Source organism: Anabaena sp. UHCC 0399 (assembly GCF_034931465.1).
Classification (GTDB): domain Bacteria; phylum Cyanobacteriota; class Cyanobacteriia; order Cyanobacteriales; family Nostocaceae; genus Trichormus; species Trichormus minutissimus.
Window position 1 is genome coordinate 123,044 of record NZ_JAYGGZ010000001.1, and the last position, 22,609, is coordinate 145,652.

The following is a 22,609-nucleotide window of genomic DNA, read 5'->3' on the forward strand; positions in this document are numbered from 1 at the left end:
AAATTCAAAATTCAAAATTAATAACCTCTTCCCCAATCCCCACCCTGTAACCTGTAACCTGTCCCCTAATTTACACTTGCTGAATATGGCTGTGTAAAACGACCAAAGTTTCTGCTAGTTGGCTAAGACGAGTTTCTAGGTATTGCTTGCGTCCTAGAAGTTGTCGTAATTTTTGATAACGTGCGATCGCCATGCTGACTGTCGCTAGCTGATTCGGTGGACAGGGACGTGACCATACTTTACCTGACGCATCGACACCACAAAGGCGATAACCCGTCCGTAGATTTTGATGGGGTATTTTACTCCCGTCAGGAGCGCAAATCTCTTCTACATAATCAATCAGGCGTTCCACTTCTCCGTGGCGGAGTGTAGCAGTTCCACCATGTTCTTTATCCCAAGGATTAGATTCTAACCAACCGTTAACAATGGGTCCTTCTAAGTAAATATCCTGAATTTGCTGCACAATCGTATGCAGTTCTTTTTGCCAACCTGCGACGTGTTCATGAATTTCTTGCAGGATATTCGTGGCTAATGCTGGATTAGCACCGTGACGATGATTACTGAAGCTGGGAGTTTTGAACTTGGGTAGGTTTGGAGTTTTTCCACCATCTTCCTGTGTAGGAAAGGTTTGTACAGAACTGTGATGAGGAAATAGATTTTGGGTATCAGTAATTTCGCTGGGGGAGTCAATACTTAATTCTTCTATGTGTTCTGAAGTCTGACTGTCTGTACCTTCCTTAGCTGCTACGCTAATTCTAAAGGACACAGGCCGCTTGGTATTTTCACCTGCGTCTGTCACAGTAGTATCACGAGTTCCTAAATCGTGTAGAGTTGCTTCAATGCGTTTTATCCCTGCTTTCATAACTGTTCCTTAAAAACTACTGTTTGGTTTTTAATATTTAACGCAATGTGCAACTTATTTTTGAACCCCCTTTCCTACAAGGAGAGAGGCTTTAAATCTTGCTCCCCTTCCCTACAAGGGTATGGGGGTTAGGTTTGAGAGAAAGTTGCACACGGCGTTATTTAGAAATGGGTCTAACAAGATTTTTATCTTTCGCCCATTTTGGCATAAAGTCAAAAATTAGTGCTGAGTTCTGAGTAATAAGTGCGTATTCCCACTCGTTACTCAGCACCTGCTAAAGGCCGCGCTACCGCTAACGTTACTCAGCACTTTTTAGCAGATGCAGGATTCACAAAATCGTGTAAGTCTGCATCCCAAACACTAATGTAAATTAAATCGCAATTTTGCCGAATAATCTGACCTTTCACTGAACCAACAGCAAAACTAAAATCTTCTAACTGACGCTGTTGGATTTGTTGTAGTCCCTGCTGAATTTTGGGCGAGGCTTGACCATTTAGCATTCCATTTAAAGTAGTCTGCATCAATTGTGGATCTACAGACTGGGCAAAGGCTACCTCTGTTTGCTTTAGCACTCCAGAATTACGGTCAAATAAATAACCTAAATCAACTTGGTTGGGTACTAATTTATAGACAACAGCGCGGGTTTTACCCCATGCACCTCTTAAATCTCTATTTGGCTTTCCCAGTGCAGCCTCTACAGTGCTTCTGGATGTTCCTGTGGGGAAAGCTGGAACACTTTGTCTAGTGGTATTCCTTTTTTGTTTCTTGGGAGGTGGGTTTGGTGGTAATGGATCTTCTTGTGGTGGGACAACAACGGTCTCATTCTCCATTTCTGGTGGTGTTGCTGTCACTTGAGGCGCGGGAGTATCCACTGGAATAGGAGGAGGATCGGAGTTTAGGGGGGGGTTGTTAGTTCGCGTTTCAGGAGGTGAGATTTCTGGCTGCGGGGTAGAGTTGGGGATAACGGGGGATGGAGAAAATGGGGCAGAGATAGGAGGATTAGAAGCTACAGCATCGGGACTCTGAGATTCTGGTGAGGGTATAGAATCACTAACGATTGTTTCAGATGGAGATTGGCGAGTCAGACTAGATAGTGCTACTCCACCTATCAAACCGGCTACGATTAAGCCCCCAAATATCCAAACAGGCTGTTGTTTTCTGCTAGGAGAGATTTTTTGAGGAATGGGTATGGCTTGGGTTTGTTGGGTTGCTTGAGGAGGATTAGCAATCGATGACACAGGCGTATGATCACCAGCAGATAAAGCATACAGCATTTTACTGGCAGTGGTGAAGCGATCGCTTGCCTGCGGTTTAATCGCCTGATTTAGTACCCTAGTAAAATCTGGGGAAATAAGCGGCGCGTGTTGTTGCCAAAGAATCTCACCGGTTTGGGGGTGAGTTGGCAGTTCTTCAGGGTGTTTACCAGTTAACAGATAAATCGCTGTCAAACCTAAACTATAGATATCAGTAGCGTAAACTGGTCTACCTACAGCTTGTTCACTAGGCATATATCCCGGTGTACCAATCACCATCGAGCGTGTAGGATATCCTGGAGAACCCACCACAGAACGAATCGTTTCTTTAACTGCACCAAAATCGATTAAAACTGGCTTTTGGTCAACAGCACGGAGAATAATATTATCTGGCTTAATATCCCGGTGAATAATCCCTTTACTGTGGACATAATCCAACACCGATAGCAGACTCAACACAATTTGCCGGACAATAGTTTCACTCTGATATCCTTTAGTTTCCAGCAAATCCCTCAGCGTTTGACCTTGAATCCACTCTTGCACCAGGTAAAACTGTCCATTCTCTAAAAAGTAAGCATGGAGTTTGGGGATTTGGTCGCTATGTTCACCCAGATATTCTAAAGTTGCGGCTTCCCTTTCAAACCTTTGTTGAATCATTTGATAGGCTTGGGGGTCATTAGCAATGGGTTTGAGTTGCTTAATTACGCAACGACGGCGAGAAGGCATATGACTATCTTCTGCCAAAAAGGTTTCCCCAAACCCACCAGCACCGAGTACCTGAATAACTTGATAGCGATTGTTCAGCAGAATAGATGTCATGAACAGTTAAATATGTGCGCTCTTTCTCAATGTACATCACGATGTGGAGACTAGGGACTGAGGACAAATCAATTCAAAATGACCCTCTCTATGTTCCCTGCGGGACGCAGACTCTCCGACAGGAGAAGCTATGCCGTTCACGCAGCGTCTCTGCTAAGAGAAGGCTTTACGCTGCGCTAACAAAGTTCAAGACCTCCGGGGTATTTGCCTATCAAAACTTTTGTGTCAAACATGAGAACCCCAGTTTCTTTAAAACTGAGGTTCTGAGTTCAAAGCTATCTTTAGTATCTGAGCTAACTTATACCAATTTTCCAAAATCAAGCAACCTTAATTTTGAATTTTGAATTGGTATTAACTGTTCGCGTCTAACTTCAATACTTGCCCAATTACTGCTAGGCTTTCTTCAAATAACGCCTCACGACCCCAGCGTTGTACCTGTTGACTGAGTAACGCTTCTGCTTTTTGTTCTGATAAAGAACTCACCTGTTGGAATAAACCCGCAGATTGTGCGCCGCCGTGGGTTTCCATCCGCATACAACCGCCAGTCTCTGAACAAATGACAGTACCGCAGTCTGCTTGAGCATTAGTTGAACTCAGACGCAGGGCAATCAAATCACCCACAATATCGCCCACATCTGCAACTGGAACTCCGGCTAATTCTGCCTCTACTTGTCGTTGATTTGGGGCAACAAAGCGAATGCGGGTGATATCATAATCTCCACTTTCCTTTTCATAGGAAACTGGCAGCCATTGCAAACGACTCGCCAACCAACCCAAAAATAGTAATGCTTGGGCTGGGTTGCCTTTTTCGTAATCAAGTGTCACACGGTCAATTTCTCCCAAAGCCGCGCGACGGTGGGGAGAATCGTAAGCTTCAGCAGTCAATTCTTGCCAGGCTGCGAGTCTCCGCCAGTTCAAATCAGCTAGAGGTACACCAATTTTTACTAGCTCTTGGAGGCTACTTAAATCGCTTTCTGGCTCGTTGAAATTACAAGAATCAACAATGACGTTGTTGCAAACAGCTGCCAATCGCTTAAACAATAAGTTGTTGGGGTCTGGTGTAGCTTTCCACCAGAGGAACTTGGGCAAGCCACCAATCAACAAAGCTGGAATCATCCCGCCTATTCGTTCTAAAGCGGCGGCAGTGCCACTCAAGGTAATGTATTCGCAGCAAATTAGTGTACTGGAAGATTGCTTTTGAATTGGGCAGTAGGCAGAAACCTGCGCCTTGACACCTTCATCTTCCCCAGCAATAGGACACAAAGCAATAATGCGGCAAGGATTGCGGAGGGCGATTTCATCCGCAATTCTGGGGCTGGTGGCGTTGAAACTATAGGAAGTGATGCCGTTAGCAATTTCTCCTGTAGTACCGTTACCTTGACGTTTAGCAAATTCTTCCCGCAGTTTAGCTAGGGTTTCGGGTGTGGTTGTTCCGCTTTCTGGTAGCCCATACTTGATTTGCACTCGTCGCAAAGCTGCATCTGTCTGTGGGCCTAAAATGCCATCAATTGGGCCATTGTAGAATCCCAGAGATGCCAACAGATATTGGGTTTCTTCAGGTTCGTAAACCACCAAAGTAAAAGTAGTAGCGCGAGTAGCCGCAGGTAATGCGCCATCTTCGCCAGTGATACCGTAGCTTTGCCAAATTTGATTTAGTTCCGTTTCAATTTCGTTAAGCGAAATATCCTTGGGGGCTTGAAGAGAGAAAATAGTTGGGGCTTGGGAAGTCATAGTAGTTGTGATGTTGTCAGTGATCAGTTTGAATTGAGGGTGTAGGGCTGTGAGGGTGTGGGGGTGTAGGGGAAGAAAAACCTTTAGAGGTCAACAAGCAATACCTATTCCCCAATTCTCAATCCCCAATCCCCAATCCCCAATCCCTATTCCTACAGTCTGCGCCAGCGACGACCGTCTTGATTAATCAAAAGTTCTGCTTCTGCGGGTTCCCAAGTACCTGCTTCATATTGGGGAACAACTAGGGGGTCGGCGGGTGTATCCCAAACAGAAAGGGCGGGGGTGACTACCTGCCAAGCTGCTTCTACTTCGTCGGCACGGGTGAATAATGTTTGGTCGCCCATCATACAATCAAGGAATAGGCGATCATACGCATCGGAAGTGGCTGCAATCCCAAAAGAACCATAACTGAAGTCCATATCCACGGAACGGGTACGGAATTCTGCCCCTGGCATTTTGACATCAAAACGGAGGGAAATTCCTTCATTGGGTTGAATCCGCATTGCCAAAATATTGGCGTTTCTTTGTTGCGCGGCGGATTGGAACATCCGAGAAGGAACGTCGCGGAAGTGGATGGAAATCTCACTGACTTTTTTCGGCATCCGCTTACCAGTCCGCAGATAGAAGGGGACACCTTGCCAACGCCAGTTATCAACCATAAACTTCATTGCTACGTAGGTAGGGGTTGTCGAACTAGGATCAACTCCTGGTTCTTCCCGATACCCTGGTGCTGGCTGTCCTTTCATCCAGCCGGCACTGTATTGACCGCGTATGGCTGAACGTGACAGGTTATGGACATCAGCTAACCGTGTAGCTTGTAAAACTTTCACTTTTTCGGTGCGGATACTGTCGGCATCCATTGAGTTGGGTGCTTCCATCGCAGTGAGACAGTAAAGCTGCATCAGGTGGTTTTGCAACATATCCCGCAGTGCGCCGGCTTTCTCGTAGTAACCAGCCCGGTCTTCTACACCTACGGTTTCAGCTACGGTAATTTGTACGTGGTCAACAAACTGACGATTCCACAAGGGTTCAAAAATCGCATTGGCAAAGCGAAAGACTAGCAAGTTTTGAACTGTTTCTTTACCCAAGTAGTGGTCGATGCGATAGACTTGGTTTTCTTTACAATATTTCTGTACTATTTGGTTGAGGCTTTGAGCAGATGCCAAGTCCCGACCAAACGGTTTTTCAATGACTAGACGATGTTTGTAGGGGTCGTCTAGCATTCCACCTCCCCCTAGCTGTTTGATAGCTTCAGGAAAGAAGTTAGGCGCAACGGAGAGGTAAAACATTCTGTTACCTCGTGTACCCCGTTTTTCGTCTAATTCGCTTAAAAGATTTTTCAGCTTTTGGTAACTCTCAGGATTATCTATGTCCCCAGGGCAGTAGAACAGCCCTTGAGAGAAATCTTGCCAGAGTTCTTCGGGATCAACACCACCATGAACCTCTTCCATACCTTTCCGCATTTGTTCGCGGAAGTATTCGTGACTCCACTCACGTCGTGCTACGCCGACAATGGTAGTCTCTGGGGGAATACGTCTCTCCCGGCGTAATTTGTAAAGTGCGGGAACGAGTTTGCGCCAGGTTAAATCACCAGATGCGCCAAAGATGACGATGATTTGAGGTTCGGGCATCCCTTGTTGTTGCAGACCAACGCGCAAGGGATTTTCTAGGAGACTAACCATAACAGTTTTCGATTCTAGGTGGGGATTGGGGATTGGGGAAAAAATTTTAGATTTTAGATTTGCAATTTTGGATTGGAGTTCAATCTAAAATCCAAAATCTAAAATCTAAAATTCCTAGTCCCTATACTGGTGACAATAGCTTGACTTTGCGCTCTAAAGAGTTCATTAGGGACTGGAAGGGCTGGACAAATTTGTTAATACCTTCGATTAACAGTTCATCCATAACAGCATTGAGATCAATATTGATATCGGGGTCTTTGAGGCTTTCTATTAGCTGATAAGCTTCATCTACTCCTGTTTCTAGACGATTAGCGACACTACAGTGTTCGGCACAGGCGGTAATTGTTCCTGGTGGTAGGGTGTTGACGGTATCTGGGCCAATTAACTCATCAACATACATGACATCGCTGTAGTTGGGGTCTTTGGTGCTGGTGCTAGCCCACAATAATCTTTGCACTTTTGCGCCTTTGGCGGCTAGGTTTTGCCAACGACTATCCGCAATAATTTTTTCGTACTCTTGATAAGCAATCTTGGCATTTGCGATCGCTACTTTACCTTTGACGGCTCTAAGTCTGGCTTCTAAATTAATATCATCAACGCCCCGTTGTAATTTGGCATCAATTTTGCCGTCAACGTTGCTATCAATGCGACTAAGAAAGAAGCTAGCCACAGAAGCAATCGAGCTGATATCTTTACCCTGTGCCAAGCGTTTTTCTAAGCCCCGCATATAAGCCTCTAATGTCTTGATATAGCTTTGCACAGAAAATAGCAGAGTAATATTCACATTAATGCCTTCAGATATTACCTGTTCAACTGCTGGCAATCCTGCCTCTGTACCAGGGATTTTTATCATGACATTTTCCCGCCCAATTTCTTGGAAATACCGCCGGGCTTCTGCTATTGAGGCTTGGGTATCATGGGCGATGGTTGGGGGTACTTCAATACTCACATAACCATCTTGTTTATTTGAGGCTTCATATACAGGGCGCAAAATATCACAGGCATTGCGGATATCTGCAAACACTAGGGATTCATAAATTTTGTATGTGGGTAGTTTTGCCTGAATGCCGGCTTCGATATCAGCATCATAAATCGCATTATCTGCGATCGCTTTTTCAAAGATAGCTGGATTGGAGGTAATACCACAAATTCCTTGATTTTCAACTAGGTTTTTGAGTTCCCCTGATTGAATAATGTCCCGGCTCAAATTATCCATCCAAATACTTTGGCCGTATTGTTTAATTTCTAATAGATGATTGGTGGCCATAGCTTTTGTCTGACTCCATTAATGATGTTTCTAAGTGAATTTGACCAAACTCATCAAAATCAAAAGTTTTGATGGTGACTTTTGCATTTTTGCGTCGTTATTCACTTATTGCATCGGCCAGGTGAGATAATCTGAGTGCTGTTAGCGGTAGCGCGGCGTTTAGCCGGTACTCAGTAAAAGATACTGATACTATACTCACTCATTTCCTGCCTTTTGCCTTCTGCCTCCTCAATGACCATTTTGAATAAACGACTCTACTTTGGCGACATCCTCTTTGCTACCAATAATTAATGGAGTGCGTTGATGTAGTTTTGTCGGTACTACGTCCAATATATCTACTAATCCTGTAGTAGCACGACCGCCAGCCTGTTCCATCAAAAAGGCCAGAGGAGCAGATTCATATAACAAGCGCAATTTACCTTCTGGTTTTTGAATTGTGCCTGGGTAAATAAATACACCACCTTGTAACAGAATCCGGTGTATATCACTTACCATTGCGCCACTGTAGCGAGATGTGTAACCTTCTGTGCGATGGACGTAACGGATGTATTCCCGGTAGGATTCTTCCCATTGCCAAAAGTTACCTTCGTTCACGCTGTAGATGGGGCTATGGTTGGGAATCCTAATATTTTCTTCAGTGAGGATAAACTCTCCCAAGCTGGGATCTAGGGTAAAAGAATGAACTCCTTTGCCAATGCTATAGACCAGCATGGTGCTAGGCCCATAAAGTATGTACCCCGCAGCAATTTGCTTGCGTCCGTTCGTAAGCAGGTCTTTAGCCTGACCATCACTATCGTCTCCTTCTTGTTGACGAATCGCAAAAATAGACCCCAAACTCAGATTAGTATCAGTGTTTGATGAGCCATCAATGGGGTCATATAGCAGGGTATAGCGACCTATGGGGCAATTTTCGGGAATGTAATAGGGTTCATCCATTTCCTCGGAAGCTAGGCGACAAACTAAGCCGCTTTGCTTAAATACTGAGATAAATACGTCGTTGGCGTAGACATCCATCTTTTTGACGGATTCTCCTTGCACATTGACTTCCCCAGTAAATCCCAGAACGCCTTCCATTAGACCGGCACGACTGAGGCGACGCGCAACTAGTTTGCCGGCTAAAGCAATCCGATTCATCAGCGCACTTAAATCTTGCGCATCTGGGGAAAAACTCTGAAGTTGCTGTAGTACGTGACGTGATAAGGTTGTACAATCACGATCTAGGCTTTTGTCTGTAGCGTCGTTCATCGACATCTCTAAAGGTTCTGACGCTTTAGTCATTTTCGTTACTTCCTAGGGACTGGGTGTTTGTTAGTTGGGTGAGTCAGTTTCATTATGGCAACTTATAGCTGCTGCCTCTATCTTAGAAAGGTAATTTGATAACTTAGATGTGATTTTAGATAAACTAAAGGAATCAATTTTTTTGGCTGCCATGCTTGGGGCGATCGCCATCGCAGAAAAATGAGTTTGAGTCACTATACTTAGTGTTTATTGCAGCCAAAGAAACCAACTTCACTTAGCAATACAAATTTTTCAACCAAAAAAAATCCGACGAGTTATTAGAAATTTTTGCCTAAAGTTAACTGGTCGGATTGGTATTGTCAATTTGTTAATAATGGCTGATTATTGCTAGCACTTCATAGCAGAATCAACACTTCAATCCTTTGAAGGTAAAGATACAATGCACACAAATTTTAGTAGAGAAGAATATTTTTTCCTTTGTGTTTTGGTGTTTAAAAAATGATTTTTTTTACCACAGAAATAGGAAAAAAATCATGTTTCTACTCGTGACACTTGGAAAGGTAAACTTCACGCCTATGGACGTTGCGCTACTCTAAACAATAGTGCTAAAATTCGTAGCCAGATTAAAAGTCTTGTCTTTTGTTCCAACCACCTCGGCGGTCATCTTCTCGCGGTTTCGCTTTGTTGACTCTAAGTTGACGACCCATCCATTCTGCACCATCTAATTCAGTAATAGCTGCATCCTCTTGGGTGTCTTCATTCATTTCAACAAAAGCAAAACCACGCATCCGACCAGTTTCACGGTCAGTAGGTAAAACAACTCTTTTGACTTCGCCGTAGTCTGCAAATACGGCTTTCAAGTCTGCTTCGGTAGCTTGGTAAGAGAGATTTCCAACGTAGATAGTCATGTGGGATCAAGTAATTGTCAAAAACAGAGCAAGTAGTTCAGCGATAAAACAGATTGCAAAGCTTGCATAGTCTCTTTTAAGTCACAGATGGCAAGTGTTGTAAGGCAGCATTCATATTGCTAGCATGAGCTTCAACTAATCCTCCTCTGCTTCTGAACTAAAGCATACGCTCATATAATAACTGATTGTGACATTTTTCAAAGTGAGAGATTTTACAAACTTTCAATAAAATACAATTAGCAACTCTTATATGTTTGATAGTTCAGATAATTTTGTTTTCTAAAATACAATTTTCAGAATATTAGCACTCCTCGAAATAGAATTTTGAGGGTTCTTGGTTCAGTAAACCAACTTATTTAAGATCCGGCGATTGCTGTTTATCTTAAGTAAGCCGTGGGAATAAATAAAACTATGTTAAACAATGTAAAGTTATCGGAATTGATTTCTTAGTCAGGGATTTAGTTCTAAAAAAAGGGCTAAATCCCTGACTATAAATCTTTAATTATTTACACTTTGCCATTACGATCATCTTGATCTGGCGTAGAACCAGGAATAACTGGTTGAAGTAGAGGTGGTTCAGATGAGACAGGCGTATCACTAGAATTAGTTTCTACTTCATTTTTGTTAGGCTTTGGTGTCTGCTGAGGATTAGATGCTTGTTGCTGCTCAAGTTTTTGTTGTGCGATTTTTTGATCAACTTGCTGCATTAGTTGTTCAATTTTTTGTGCTTGCTCAAGATTACCTTGCTCGCGGTATTGGTTATGGGCGCGTTTTAAGGCACTGCTAGCTTTTTTTAGGTCGCCTTGATTGTATAAAGTGACACCTAAATTATAATAAGCTGAGGTATTTTTAGGATCTTGACGAACAGCCTGCGTATAAACTGTAATAGCTTCAGCAGTTTGACCTTGAAGTGCCATCAGACTCCCTAAATTACTGTAAGCGGCGGCATTTTTGGGATCTAATTTAAGAACTTGCTGATAAGAGGCGATCGCTTCTTCCATTTTGCCAGATTCTTGCAGGGCGATCGCTAGATTATGATAGGCATTAGCATTGCTACTATCAAAATTAATTGCTTGTTGGTAAGCTGCGATCGCTTCTGGTAGTTCTCCTTGTTCATAGAGTAATAAACCCAAATTGTATTGAGTTGTTGCCCTGGTTGGATCTACTACCAAAGCTTGACGATAAGCTGTAATAGCTGCTTCTTTTTGTCCTTGGCGATGCAATGCTAACCCTAAGTTGTAATAAGCTTCTCCCAGATTGGGGTTAATTCTAATCGCCTCACCATATTCCTGCACAGCTACATCTAGACGATTTTGCATGAGGAAAATATTACCCAGATAATTCCTTGCCATGCCAATATTTGGATCTTGCTGCAATGCTTGACGAAAAGCATATTCTGCACCTGGCCAGTCGCTGCGGTTGTAGCGCGTCACTCCCTGTTGGTAAAAAATAGCCGCATCTAAATCCTGAGAGATAGAAGTTTGTGCGAGTACCTTACCTCCTGGCAAATTAAAAACCGTCGGTGCAGCCAACATCAAAACAGCAGAGGCAGCACAGAGAAGTCCTAACGGTGGCTTTTGCCAACGGGAAATGCGATGACAGGTGATGGAAGAAAAACCGTATAACCACTGTTTCAAAAGATGTTCTTTATACATAATGGAATCTCTGCACGAAGGTTTAGATCCTTATAAGTCAGAGTACCCACCACTACATGAAAAATTAAAAGTTGCACAAGAAAAATTTGTAAAGAGACTGGGAATTGGGCATTGGGAAAAATACTACCCCTTTCTTTTATCTAAAATCAGCACTCATCACTCCCCACTCCCCACTCAGCACTCAGCACTCAGCACTCTCTTAGCTTCTGGCAAAATTAACATGGCATCACCAAAAGAATAAAACCGATATCGAGAAGCGATCGCTTGCTGGTATATATTTAATAACCTCTGTCTGCCTATGAGCGCACTAACCAGCATTAGTAAACTAGAACGGGGTAGATGAAAGTTAGTAATTAAACCCTCCACGACTCGCCATTGGTAGCCAGGATAAATAAATAAGTTGGTTTTTCCACAAAAAGGTTGCAAATCTCCAGATGCGGCGGCTGCACCTTCTAAAGCGCGTACTGCTGTCGTTCCTACAGCGATAATGCGACCCCCTGCGGCTTTGGTGGCGCGAATTTTCTCTACAGTATCGGCGGGAACTTCAATCCATTCTTCGTGCATTTCGTGGCTGGTGACATCTTCCACTTCCACAGGGCGAAAAGTTCCTACACCAACGTGCAGAGTAATAAAAGCTTGGTCGATATTGCGATCGCCTAAATTAGCAATTAATTCTGGTGTAAAGTGTAACCCAGCTGTTGGAGCTGCGATCGCTCCTGGTTGTTCGGCGTAAACAGTTTGATACTGTTCATCTGCTGCTTGGGATGTAGTAATGTAAGGCGGAAGCGGGATTTCACCGAATTTATCTAAAACTTTGATTAAAGATTGATTATCTGGTATGTCAAATTGCAATAAGCGTCCGCCTGTGTCTTTGTCTGTTTCTAAGACGGTAGCTGTTAGCTGGGGATTGGGGACTGGGGACTGGGAATTGGGGATTGGGGAGAGAGGAAATTTTCCTGGTTCAAAAAAGATTTTACTTCCTGTTTTAAACCGTTTTCCGGGTTTAACTAGGGCTAACCAACAGTTATGCTGGCGTTCTTCTAGGAGTAAAATTTCTACTTCTGCACCAGTTGACTTACGTCCATAAAGTCTTGCTGGAATGACTTTGGTGTTATTCATGATTAACAAATCTCCAGGGCGCAGGAGGTCTGGTAAATCATGAAAAATGCGGTGTAATGGTGCTGTTGTGTTACCTGTCGCCTGAGAATTAACTACCAACAAACGAGAACTATCTCTAGGAACCGCCGGATTTTGAGCAATCAGTTCTGAAGGCAGTTCATAATCATATCCAGCTAATGAACAATCTAAATTTGTATCTTGTGTTGCTTGTTTAGACATTTGAATGTGATTGACTTGTAATACTAGCTGTTCTATTGAAAGAGTGCTGTTAGCGGTAGCGCGGCGTTTAGCCGATTGTGAGTAATGAGTAATGAGTAATGTTAGCGGTAGCGCGGCGTTTAGCCGGTGCTGAGTAAAAATCCTAGTCCATAGTCCCTAGTTCTTATTCACTAGTACAGCACGGCGTAAATCAAGCTACCATCTCACACAAGCAAAATTCTTCATTTTTGACTTTTGACTTTTGACTTCCGCGTAGCGGTGCTAGTCCCTTGCTTAGACTACAAGAATCAGTGACGCGTAGACAATAATATAAAAATTGGGTAAAACTCCCCATGCAAAGACGGGGGCTTTTACCCTACCGAAAGTAGGGATCAATTTAAGAAGATAGAAATGTAGGATTGGCTTTGATCCAAAAGCATTATGATGGAATACTTGTATTATCTGGCAAATGCCAGTCTCACCCTGAGAGTTGTTCAACACTTGCACGCTAGACCTAGAACTCCTGTTTCGTTCGTCACCGTGATTCATCAAATTGATGGTTGGGTGGTGAGGATCAAACTAAAAGGTCAAATTTCGCCCCAAGAGGATGGAGATATTCGAGCTTTTCTCAATGAAATGGGAATTAGCTATGAGCCGCCGATGCGGGTACAAATGGCACTTTGGAGTTTAGAAGCTGGGCAATGCCCTGTTGATGTGATGCGCCGCTATCAAGTAGCGATCGTTTCTCACGGTAGCCCAGAAAGAGAGGAAATAGAGGCTTTCCGACAACAGTTTGTCCGGGGGTTGGGTTATTGTCCAGAAACTCTGGCCTGAAAGGGAACAGAGAACAGGGAACAGGTGACAGGAAAAACTAGATTAGACAAAATTCTAGTTAGCCCTTTACCTCTTTTCATAAAAACTTATGTATTTAAAAATGTTACATACAATTCGGTAATTGGTAATTGGTGATAGAGATATTTCATCCATAACCAATTACCGATCGCCTCTAATCAATCACATCGAAAGCAGCCGGAATATATTCTTGTAACTGAAATTGGTATCCTGCACCCGATGAGATGGCTAGGGCTTCTGGAATGACTTTGTGATGAGCGTACTGTTGCGAAATTGGCTGACAACGAACGATCGCCACATCAAAGCGACAGGAGCAATTTGCTTTCTCCGGGTATTTGGCTAAAAATATGCCAGCAGTCCGTCCGATTTTCGCCTGTTTTTTAGGGGTAATGGCATTTTTACCCCAGGAATCCCAATTACCGATACTACGGGTTTTAACTTCTATAAAAGCCAGTGTAGAGTCTATTTGGTTTCTTGTTGTATTGGGATACTGAGCGATAATATCAATTTCTCCCCAACGACAACAAAAACGCCGTTGTATAATTAACCAACCCGTAGATTGTAACCATTGAGTTACGAGGTCTTCTCCTAATTCCCCAATATCGGCATAATGTGATGGAGGAGGATTTACCATTGGCTGGGAATAGCATGAATTTTAAGTTATCTAAGTTAAGCGATTGGCTATACTGTACTTTTCCTGCGGAAAATTACGGAAACAGCGATCGCGTATTAGCTTCTAAACTCGATTTATCTTCTACTCGCTTCGAGTTAGGGCATAAAAAATATCATCGAATTTTGACCAATATACTTAGTTTATTGCTGTGCATAGCAGTCGGCATTACGGCAATTGCCGGTTTTTCTCCCACAGCTTTAGCACTTGAGTACAACAAAGAAATTTTAATAGAGGCTGATTTTTCAGGGCGTGATTTAACAGACTCTAGTTTTACGAAAGCTAACTTGCGTCAAAGTAACTTTAGTAACTCTAATTTACGGGGTGTGAGTTTCTTCGCGGCCAATTTAGAGTCAGCCAATTTACAGGGAGCAGACCTAACAAATGCTACCCTAGACTCAGCTCGTCTCATCAAAACTAATTTAACAAATGCTGTATTGGAAGGAGCATTTGCGGCTAGTGCCAAGTTTGACGGCGCAATTATTGATGGAGCAGATTTTACTGATGCGCTATTACGTCAGGATGAACAAAAAAAATTGTGCAAGCTAGCTAAAGGTACTAACCCAACTACTGGACGTGACACACGGGATAGTTTGTTTTGTCCTTAGTCTTAATACATATTAAAAAATAAACCCCCAATTTCTTCAAGAAATTGGGGGTTTGCTATAAGTATTTTCTAATACTTATCTTTTGGTAATTCTACTAATATCTGGCTGGTACTGTTGGTTGGTGATGTGGGAGGGACTATTGGTTGTGGATCTATGAGTGTAGCCTCACCATCCTTATTGGTTTGATTCCATAAAATCATTGACAGTAACCCATCAACTAAACCGTTGGTGCTGCCATTGCTACCGCCCACTAAGATATCAGGAATTAAGCGGACATTGCGATCGCCAATAATCTGCATGAGTTGCATGGCTGTATAACCTTGTGTTCCCAAGGCTTGCACACCAGTACGGTAGGTTTCAGCTTTGGCATTACCTGTGGCGCGAATCCCTTCCGCTTCTGCGATCGCTTTGAGTTTGGTAGATTCTGCTTCCCCATTGGCGTGCTTAATGTTTGCTTGGGCTTTCAGTTCCGCAATCTGCACGCTTTGCTCTGATTTCACCATTTCTTGTTGAATATCAGCCAAAGCTGTCTCCCGCACAAGTTTCTGGCGTTGGGTTTGTGCCATTTGCTGCACTTCGTAAGTTTTGCGTTCTTCTTCAGCAATCTTACGTTCTGTTTGGGTTAACATCAGCGATGCTGGCGGCTGAATATCACCAATTAAGGTATCTATTGCTTGCACGTCATAAGCTCGCAATGCTGCCTTAATATACTCTGAGGCTTCCACTTGGCGTTCACTCCGAGCGTTTAAAAAGTCTAGCACGGTGTAATCTTGGGCTGAGTTGCGGAAATAATTACCAATGCTGGGTTCAAGGACGTTATCAACCAAGTTTTGCATTGCACCCACGCGGGAAATTACCTTCGGTGCATCCAACGCGCCGACATGGATGATTTGCGATACTTCTAAATCAAAGGCGAAACCATCTTTAGAACGTACCGTTAAAGATTCTAAATTCGCGTCGTATTTATGCCTTTCTGTGCGTCCTGACCAGTTTAATACGATGTTAGTAGTTGGTACTAACTCTACTTTCATGATGCGGGTGTTAATAGGATGTTTACCTGGATACAGAGGTTCAACCCAGACACCCTTATGACCAGGATTCACTAAGTTACCGTGGGTAAAAGCTGCACCACTCACATCTTCTTGGGCTTTACCGACGAAAGAAATTACCACACCTACATAGCCAATGGGAATTTCCGTCATTGGTACTTGTTCAACGTTGACAAGCCAGGGATTGAGATTCCAAGAACCAGAAAGCAGAATTTGCTCTTGTAAACCCCTGCGTCCCCCACCATCCAAAAATTTCTGACCGTTTTGGAAGTTATCGTGTCCTGTAATCACTGTACCGGCAATTTCACCTCCGGATATCGGCATCCCATCTAAGGTGGTGACGATGCCCACTTTATCAGATGCCACAGTATACACGCGTAACTGTTCGGGAGTCATACCGTGAGTAGTGGCGTTGGCAGCCATGATTACTTTAAACAGGGCAGTGTTGATCCGGTATGTACCAGCAGTGATAAACCCCATTTGCCGCCCTTTTTCGCCTCCTTGGGTGAGGAATTTTCGGGCATCTTGAAAATTATCACAGCTAACGATTTTACCTAATATCCGTTCTGGTGGATTAGATTCGCCATCAGCAGCGACAATAACCGCAATTTCACCTTGAGGAACAACAACAACTGTCTCTTTGCGTACCGAATATTGCCAAGGCCAATAACCCCAGTGCCAACCAGGTGCTAAGGTGTCAGCTTGCAAACCTGCTTCACCGTTGAGGGCAATTAGCTGTCCGGCTGGTAGACCTTTTCCAGAAATAGTAAATTTTTTGACAACAACGCCAACTTCTCGTTCGCCAATAACTACTAATCCACCAAAGAACAGGGGAAAAAAGATGACTAAACCACCAACCACCACAATGGGGACAAGCAATACAGGATCAACTCCAACTGCTTGATATTGCCTGTTGCTGATTTGTAATTGAGCAATATTTGGTTGTGTCTGCTCCAGTGGGACTGATGCAGAGGCAATTTCTTCTAAAGTAGATGTTTTTACATTAGTAGCGGTAGCAGAGTTAACACTACCAGCTAATGCTAAGGAAGCTATAAATGTAGTTGCAAAACAAGCTAATTTATTTTTTTTAGTCTTACCAAGGGAAGATGAAAAATTTTTCATAATTTGCGCCCTTCTGGGCAACTAATTATCTAAAGTATCACTTCACTTGCTAAAGACAGGTTTTCTTAAACTTGGTGTAATTTTTTTGATTTATGCCTATCGTAACCAGCAGTTTTGCGTACAAGAAATGGGAAGTGTGAACCAAGACTAAGTAAGTCGGTGGTAATCAACCCAACCATGTTAAGTAATATAAATTTATTGTGATCGCTTTCTTTAGTCCGAAACAAAGGACTAAAGTCCTTACTACAAACCTTTAATTATTTATGCCGTTCTGACTTGAAAATACTTTGCGCTGAAATTCTGGTGCTAATTCCTAGAAAAACGGGAAAATTAGGGCAAAAGGCGGTAGAAAATTATATTGTGTTAATTAGGGTTATTCAGGGTAGCAAAAATAACTATTCTGTTGAAAAATGCCAAAAAGCTTATTAAAGAAGCTTTCTTACCTCCTGCCTTCACCAGATTAACAGGACTTATGACTATAGATTTACGGGAATTCTTTAAAGCGACAGACCCTAGCCGGACTCTGTTTATTCAAAATAGCTCAGATAGTAAGTATTATATTGATTTCTCATCGGTGCGAGGCGGTGATATTATTCAAACCCTCAAGAAAAGGATTACCTTTTTTCAGCCAGATGAACCTACCTGCACCTTATTTACTGGACATATCGGCTGTGGGAAATCTACGGAACTGATTAGACTACAGGCTGAATTAGAAAGTTTAGGCTTTCATGTAGTGTATTTTGAGTCTACCGATGACTTAGAAATCACCGATGTCGGTATTGCTGATGTGTTGCTGGCGATCGCGCGCAGAATTAGTCAAAGTCTCGATAAAATTATTCTGGAGGATACTAACAAGTTTAATTCTTTGCTGCAAGGTGCGTTGCAGTTGTTAAACTCCGAGGTGACGGGGTTAAAAGCTAAAGTTCCTGGGGTGGGTGATGTCGGCTTTAGTGCGGAGAAAGAAAAACTATCGCTGTCGGTAGGTATTGGCGAAATCACCACCAAGATTAAAAGCGATCCTCGACTGCGGGAGAAAATCAATCAGTATCTTGCACCGCAGAAGATTCAGCTATTAGAAGCTATTAATCAAGAATTATTGCAGCCGGCGATCGCAAAACTCAAGCAGCAAGGTCAAAAAGGACTAGTGGTGATTGTCGATAACCTCGACCGCATAGATAATAGTCCCAAGCCTTGGGGAAGACCACAACAGGAATATTTATTTGTAGACCAGGGTGAATATCTCACCAAGCTGAATTGTCATCTAGTCTACACCATGCCCCTGTCTCTGAAGTTTTCCAACGATTACGGCACACTCACCCAGCGATTTCACGACGACCCCAAAGTATTACCGATGGTGTCTGTACAGTATCCTGATGGGAGTATCCATCAAGAGGGGATGGGATTAATGCAGCAGATGGTTTTAGCTAGAGCATTTCCCGACTTGCAACCAGTAGCACGCTTAGAAAAGATTACCGAGATTTTTGACAGTGTTAGCACCCTAGAACGTTTATGTATTATGAGTGGTGGTCATGTGCGGGACTTACTCCGGCTCTTGAATACCTGGATTATGGAAGAAATGTCACTCCCCCTCACCTGTAAAACCTTAGAGCAAGTCATTCGTTCTCGCCGCAATGAAATGATGTTACCAATTTCCGAAGAAGAATGGCGATTATTAAGGGATGTCAAGCGGAAGAAAAAAGTCAGCGATGACCAAGGATACCAAAAATTAATCCGCAGTCGCTTTGTCTTTGAATATCGAGAAAGCGGCGAGTCGTGGTTTGATGTTAATCCCATCTTGGCTGAAGCTAGGGAGTTAACCAGCCTTTAGGTTTGTAGTAAGCACTTTAGTGCTTATTACACCAAAGCACTGAAGTGCTTACTACGAACTAAATTAGCTTTATGAGTCAACAACAACCAGAAGATAATCTAATCAATAGCGATCGCTCTGTTGCAAAATTAGCTTGGGCGATTGAAAATAGCGTGGGACAGTTCAAGCTGATTTTGGCACGGTGTAATTATAGTAAATTGCGCGATCGCTTGATCACAAGATTACAGGAAATCTGCCAAGTTGAAATTCAGGTTTTAGTAGTCCAGCAGTTTCACAGAACTCTGTTCACAGCTATTCAGGAAACCTTTGGCGAAAACATCTCTGGCTGTGTGATGGTTGTCGGCTTGGAGAGTGTGCAGGATTTATCGCAGATGTTAACTGCTGCTAATCAGGTCAGGGAAGAATTTCGTCAGCATTTTAATTTCCCTTTGGTAGTGTGGATTGATGATGCCATTTATCAACAATTCATGCAAATTGCCCCAGATTTAGAAAGTTGGGCAATTACTAAAAGCTTTGATATTAACAAACAAGAATTAACAGATTTTATTATCACCACTGCCAATCAATGGTTTAATAATCAACTTAATTTGAATTTTTATGAATATCTAAAACTAGAAACTGAATTAACAGCCGCAAAAAAAGAACTAATAGGTAATTCCCTCGACCCTTCACAAGAAAACCCCTCTCCAAACCTCTCCCCTACAAGGAGAGAGGCTTTTCCTGTTCCCCCTTCCCTAGTAGGGAAGGGGGTTAGGGGGTTAGGTCAATCCCCTAATTTAGAAACCAATGCCTTTATAGAATCCCTATTAGGGTTAACAAAACAGATTAATAATCAAAAAGATGTCGCCATCCAGCATTATCACACAGCGTTAACCCTGTGGCAGCAAAACAATAATCTAGAATGGCAAGTAAAAATCCTGGGTGAGAAGGCTTTTTGTGCGTATCTCGAAGCCGTTAAAAAACAAGATAAAGAGCATTTAGCTTGGCAGGCAACACGGCAATATATTACAGAATATATTCAATTAAGCACTCAAATTAATCGCCTAGATATCATTGCTAATTCTCTTAATAAACTCGGTGATATTCTCCAAGAATTAGAACTTTGGCAACAATTAAAAATCTTTGCTGAACAATCTTTATCTATTCATCAAACAAACAACCAGCAAAGAGAATTAGCCAGAGATTATGGTTTTTTAGCTGAGGTAGCTTTAGCTGAAGAAGACTGGCAACAAGCAATACACTTAGTTAAACAAGCATTAGAAATTATCCCGACAATTCCTAGTCAGTCTTTAGATCATAGATTGACAAAGTCCGTTCAAACTTATGACTTAAATTTATATAAATTTATCTTGAGTCGCGCTCAATATCGTTTGGGTAACACTCAAAATGCCATTCGTAACTTAGAAACTGCCAAAGATGGGGCAAATCCCCAAGAAGATGTCAGACTTTATATTGATATTCTCAATCAGTTACAGCAATTTTATTTTGAACAGAAAGAACATCTCAAAGCTTACAACATTAAACAGCAACGATGCTCCATAGAACAACAATTTGGCCTGCGAGCTTTTGTTGGTGCAGGGAGATTAGAAGCTAGTAGACAAACATTTGTAGAGACGTTATACACAACATCTAATATATCCCCAGAAATTTCCGCCTCTGGTCGTCAATTAGATGTAGAAAGATTAGTCGAACGCCTCAACAATGATGATTATAAGTTGATAGTTATTCATGGTCAGTCTGGAGTTGGGAAAAGTTCCCTTGTCAACGCCGGTTTAGTTCCAGCCTTGCAACAACAATCAATTCGCGCCAAAGATAATTTAGTCATTGTCATGCGCGTTTACACCAACTGGGTGGAAGAGTTGGGACGGTTGTTGGGATTGGGGACTGGGAATGTTGACGTTTCGAGTTCCGAGGTTCACATTTCAGCCTCAGAGGCTCACATTTCGAGTTCAAAGGTTCACAGTTCAGCTTCAGAACCTGAAGATTCTCGTTTTGAACATCAAACTCCGAGTTCCGAGGTTCACAGTTCAGCTTCAGAACCTGAAGATTCTCGTTTTGAACATCAAATTCCGAGTTCTGAACCCGAACATTCTCACTTAGAACCCGAACATTCTCACTTAGAACCCGAACGTTCTCATTTAGAACCCGAACATTCTCGTTTAGAACCCGAACATTCTCACTCAAACCTTAATTCCTCCCCTGCTCCCCCTGCATCCCCTGCTCCCCTGCTCCCCTGCTCTCCTACACCCCCACACCCTTACACCCCTACACCCCTACTTCCCTCTTCCCTCCTCAACTCATTGCGCGAAAAAGAACAACGCAACCTCCGCACGGTGCTAGTTTTTGATCAATTTGAGGAATTTTTCTTTGTTTACACCGAACCAGCACAACGTAAGCAGTTCTTTGAGTTTTTGGGGTCATGTTTAGAGGTTCTGTCAGCCAAAGTTATTTTATCTTTGCGGGTTGATTACATCCATTACTTGCTGGAATGTAATGATTTGCCCAACTTTCAGATTATTGCTAATGACATTCTCAGTAATAATGTGCTTTACAAGTTGGGGAATTTCTCCCCCGACGATACGAAGTCAATTATTGAGTGTTTAACTGCAAATACTAATTTTCGCTTAGAACCTGCTTTAGTTGATGCACTGGTAGATGACTTAGCGGGAGATTTTGGTGAAGTGCGTCCCATTGAGTTGCAAGTAGTAGGGGCGCAATTGCAAACTGAGAACATCACTACTTTAGAAAAATATCGGCAGTTCGGCACTAAACAAGACTTGGTGCAGCATTATTTAAATGAAGTTATTCATGACTGCGGGGAAGAACATCAGCAGTTGGCGGAATTTGTGCTGTTTTTACTGACAGATGAAAGAGGAACTCGTCCGTTAAAGACTCGCTTGGAGTTAGAACAGGATTTGCAGAGTTTGGGTGTAGAGATATCAAATATAGAGACATCAAAAGATAGTAGGTTGGGTAGAGCGCAAGCGAAACCCAACAAAGGGGCGAAAGTGTTGGGTTTCGTTCCTCAACCCAACCTACAAAACACAACGTCTTTAGATTTGGTATTAGAGATTATTGTCAAATCAGGCTTAGTGGTGTTGCTACCAGAGAACCCCGCCGACCGTTATCAACTGGTGCATGACTATTTAGCCAACTTTATCCGTCAGCAACAAGAACCGAAGTTAAAACAGGTAATGGCGGAACTGGAAACAGAGCGAGAACAACGAAAGCTGGGTGAAGCTAAACTGAATAAATTTCTCAAACGCGCCTTGTTTGGCTCGGTAGCCGCAGGTATAGGACTCGCTATTGTGACTACTTTAGCAGTGCGATCGGCTTACGAGGCAGAAAGACAAAAACAAAACGCAGAACTTAATGAAATTAACGCCTTAAATAATTCTTCCGAAGCGTTTTTTGCTTCTAACCAACACCCAGATGCTTTGATGGAAGCATTAAGAGCAGGTGACAAACTCAAAATTACGGACTGGAAACAGGAAGTAAGCAATACCAAAATACAAACTACGGCAACCTTACGCCAAGCAGTTTATTTAAAACCAAACGAAAATAAAGAAAATCGTAGCTTTGAAGTTAATACCTTAGAAGGTCATAGCGATTTGGTCATTAGCGTCGTCTACAGCCCTGATGGCAAACACTTAGCTTCCGCAAGTAGTGACAAGACCATCAAAATCTGGGATATCAGCACAGGTAAGTTGCTGAAAACTCTTGGTGGTAACTTTTTATTTTTTAATA

At 42.7% G+C, this 22,609-nt stretch carries 16 protein-coding genes; 4 read left to right on the plus strand and 12 right to left on the minus strand.

Features of this window, described 5'->3' with window-relative positions; all coding sequences use genetic code 11:
* Positions 1 to 70 precede the first annotated feature (70 nt).
* The 10 genes from VB693_RS00570 to queA all read right to left on the minus strand — a co-directional run bounded on the left by VB693_RS00570 (position 71) and on the right by queA (position 12,754).
* Positions 71 to 862 (minus strand): hypothetical protein, encoded by a 792-nt coding sequence (locus VB693_RS00570; protein ID WP_323264600.1) that lies wholly within the window; start codon positions 860 to 862, stop codon positions 71 to 73.
* A 302-nt stretch (positions 863 to 1,164) separates the two neighbouring features.
* On the minus strand, positions 1,165 to 2,934 hold the full coding sequence (locus VB693_RS00575) for a protein kinase domain-containing protein (RefSeq protein WP_323264601.1): 1,770 nt from the start codon (positions 2,932 to 2,934) through the stop codon (positions 1,165 to 1,167).
* Positions 2,935 to 3,285: 351 nt separating this feature from the next.
* Complete coding sequence (gene opcA / locus VB693_RS00580; protein WP_323264602.1) at positions 3,286 to 4,665, minus strand: glucose-6-phosphate dehydrogenase assembly protein OpcA; 1,380 nt, start codon at positions 4,663 to 4,665, stop codon at positions 3,286 to 3,288.
* A gap of 152 nt (positions 4,666 to 4,817) precedes the next feature.
* Positions 4,818 to 6,347, minus strand: coding sequence for a glucose-6-phosphate dehydrogenase (gene zwf, locus VB693_RS00585; RefSeq protein ID WP_190700138.1), 1,530 nt, complete (start codon positions 6,345 to 6,347; stop codon positions 4,818 to 4,820).
* 121 nt (positions 6,348 to 6,468) lie between these two features.
* On the minus strand, positions 6,469 to 7,614 hold the full coding sequence (gene tal, locus VB693_RS00590) for a transaldolase (protein WP_323264603.1): 1,146 nt from the start codon (positions 7,612 to 7,614) through the stop codon (positions 6,469 to 6,471).
* 228 nt (positions 7,615 to 7,842) lie between these two features.
* Positions 7,843 to 8,892: a class 1 fructose-bisphosphatase gene (gene fbp / locus VB693_RS00595; RefSeq protein ID WP_323264604.1), complete on the minus strand. Its 1,050-nt coding sequence runs from the start codon at positions 8,890 to 8,892 to the stop codon at positions 7,843 to 7,845.
* A 30-nt stretch (positions 8,893 to 8,922) separates the two neighbouring features.
* On the minus strand, positions 8,923 to 9,087 hold the full coding sequence (locus VB693_RS00600; RefSeq protein WP_323264605.1) for a hypothetical protein: 165 nt from the start codon (positions 9,085 to 9,087) through the stop codon (positions 8,923 to 8,925).
* Positions 9,088 to 9,476: 389 nt separating this feature from the next.
* Positions 9,477 to 9,761, minus strand: a complete 285-nt coding sequence (locus tag VB693_RS00605; RefSeq protein WP_190700146.1) for an RNA recognition motif domain-containing protein — start codon at positions 9,759 to 9,761, stop codon at positions 9,477 to 9,479.
* Positions 9,762 to 10,267: 506 nt separating this feature from the next.
* Positions 10,268 to 11,416 (minus strand): tetratricopeptide repeat protein, encoded by a 1,149-nt coding sequence (locus VB693_RS00610; protein ID WP_323264606.1) that lies wholly within the window; start codon positions 11,414 to 11,416, stop codon positions 10,268 to 10,270.
* A gap of 174 nt (positions 11,417 to 11,590) precedes the next feature.
* A complete protein-coding gene (queA, locus tag VB693_RS00615; RefSeq protein ID WP_323264607.1) occupies positions 11,591 to 12,754 on the minus strand; it encodes a tRNA preQ1(34) S-adenosylmethionine ribosyltransferase-isomerase QueA in 1,164 nt (387 codons plus the stop codon).
* A gap of 423 nt (positions 12,755 to 13,177) precedes the next feature.
* Between queA and VB693_RS00620 the strand changes: the two genes are divergently transcribed.
* Complete coding sequence (locus VB693_RS00620; protein WP_190700334.1) at positions 13,178 to 13,567, plus strand: hypothetical protein; 390 nt, start codon at positions 13,178 to 13,180, stop codon at positions 13,565 to 13,567.
* 172 nt (positions 13,568 to 13,739) lie between these two features.
* Here VB693_RS00620 and VB693_RS00625 read toward each other — a convergent pair whose 3' ends face one another.
* Entirely contained in the window at positions 13,740 to 14,219 is a 480-nt protein-coding gene (locus VB693_RS00625) for a YraN family protein (protein ID WP_323264608.1), read from the minus strand.
* Positions 14,220 to 14,233: 14 nt separating this feature from the next.
* Between VB693_RS00625 and VB693_RS00630 the strand changes: the two genes are divergently transcribed.
* A complete protein-coding gene (locus VB693_RS00630; protein WP_323264609.1) occupies positions 14,234 to 14,863 on the plus strand; it encodes a pentapeptide repeat-containing protein in 630 nt (209 codons plus the stop codon).
* Positions 14,864 to 14,931: 68 nt separating this feature from the next.
* Here the strand turns inward: VB693_RS00630 and VB693_RS00635 are convergent, their stop codons facing one another.
* Positions 14,932 to 17,034, minus strand: a complete 2,103-nt coding sequence (locus tag VB693_RS00635) for a flotillin family protein (protein ID WP_323264610.1) — start codon at positions 17,032 to 17,034, stop codon at positions 14,932 to 14,934.
* A gap of 472 nt (positions 17,035 to 17,506) precedes the next feature.
* On the opposite strand from VB693_RS00635, the gene VB693_RS00640 reads away from it, so the two are divergent.
* Together VB693_RS00640 and VB693_RS00645 are read left to right on the plus strand one after the other, a co-directional pair.
* On the plus strand, positions 17,507 to 18,862 hold the full coding sequence (locus tag VB693_RS00640) for a P-loop NTPase fold protein (protein ID WP_323264611.1): 1,356 nt from the start codon (positions 17,507 to 17,509) through the stop codon (positions 18,860 to 18,862).
* A gap of 71 nt (positions 18,863 to 18,933) precedes the next feature.
* Positions 18,934 to 22,609, plus strand: a 3,676-nt coding sequence (locus VB693_RS00645) for a ribosome assembly protein 4 (RefSeq protein ID WP_323264612.1), incomplete at its 3' end; no start/stop codon positions are given.

Excerpts from the sequence above, each read along its gene's own strand:
- VB693_RS00620 (WP_190700334.1), top strand. The coding sequence starts at position 13,178 with ATGGAATACTTGTATTATCTGGCAAATGCCAGTCTCACCCTGAGAGTT.
- fbp (WP_323264604.1), bottom strand. The coding sequence starts at position 8,892 with ATGACTAAAGCGTCAGAACCTTTAGAGATGTCGATGAACGACGCTACA.
- zwf (WP_190700138.1), bottom strand. The coding sequence starts at position 6,347 with ATGGTTAGTCTCCTAGAAAATCCCTTGCGCGTTGGTCTGCAACAACAA.
- VB693_RS00635 (WP_323264610.1), bottom strand. The coding sequence starts at position 17,034 with ATGAAAAATTTTTCATCTTCCCTTGGTAAGACTAAAAAAAATAAATTA.
- VB693_RS00630 (WP_323264609.1), top strand. The coding sequence starts at position 14,234 with ATGAATTTTAAGTTATCTAAGTTAAGCGATTGGCTATACTGTACTTTT.
- VB693_RS00640 (WP_323264611.1), top strand. The coding sequence starts at position 17,507 with ATGACTATAGATTTACGGGAATTCTTTAAAGCGACAGACCCTAGCCGG.
- queA (WP_323264607.1), bottom strand. The coding sequence starts at position 12,754 with ATGTCTAAACAAGCAACACAAGATACAAATTTAGATTGTTCATTAGCT.
- VB693_RS00575 (WP_323264601.1), bottom strand. The coding sequence starts at position 2,934 with ATGACATCTATTCTGCTGAACAATCGCTATCAAGTTATTCAGGTACTC.
- VB693_RS00625 (WP_323264608.1), bottom strand. The coding sequence starts at position 14,219 with ATGGTAAATCCTCCTCCATCACATTATGCCGATATTGGGGAATTAGGA.
- VB693_RS00610 (WP_323264606.1), bottom strand. The coding sequence starts at position 11,416 with ATGTATAAAGAACATCTTTTGAAACAGTGGTTATACGGTTTTTCTTCC.
- VB693_RS00605 (WP_190700146.1), bottom strand. The coding sequence starts at position 9,761 with ATGACTATCTACGTTGGAAATCTCTCTTACCAAGCTACCGAAGCAGAC.
- tal (WP_323264603.1), bottom strand. The coding sequence starts at position 7,614 with ATGGCCACCAATCATCTATTAGAAATTAAACAATACGGCCAAAGTATT.
- opcA (WP_323264602.1), bottom strand. The coding sequence starts at position 4,665 with ATGACTTCCCAAGCCCCAACTATTTTCTCTCTTCAAGCCCCCAAGGAT.
- VB693_RS00570 (WP_323264600.1), bottom strand. The coding sequence starts at position 862 with ATGAAAGCAGGGATAAAACGCATTGAAGCAACTCTACACGATTTAGGA.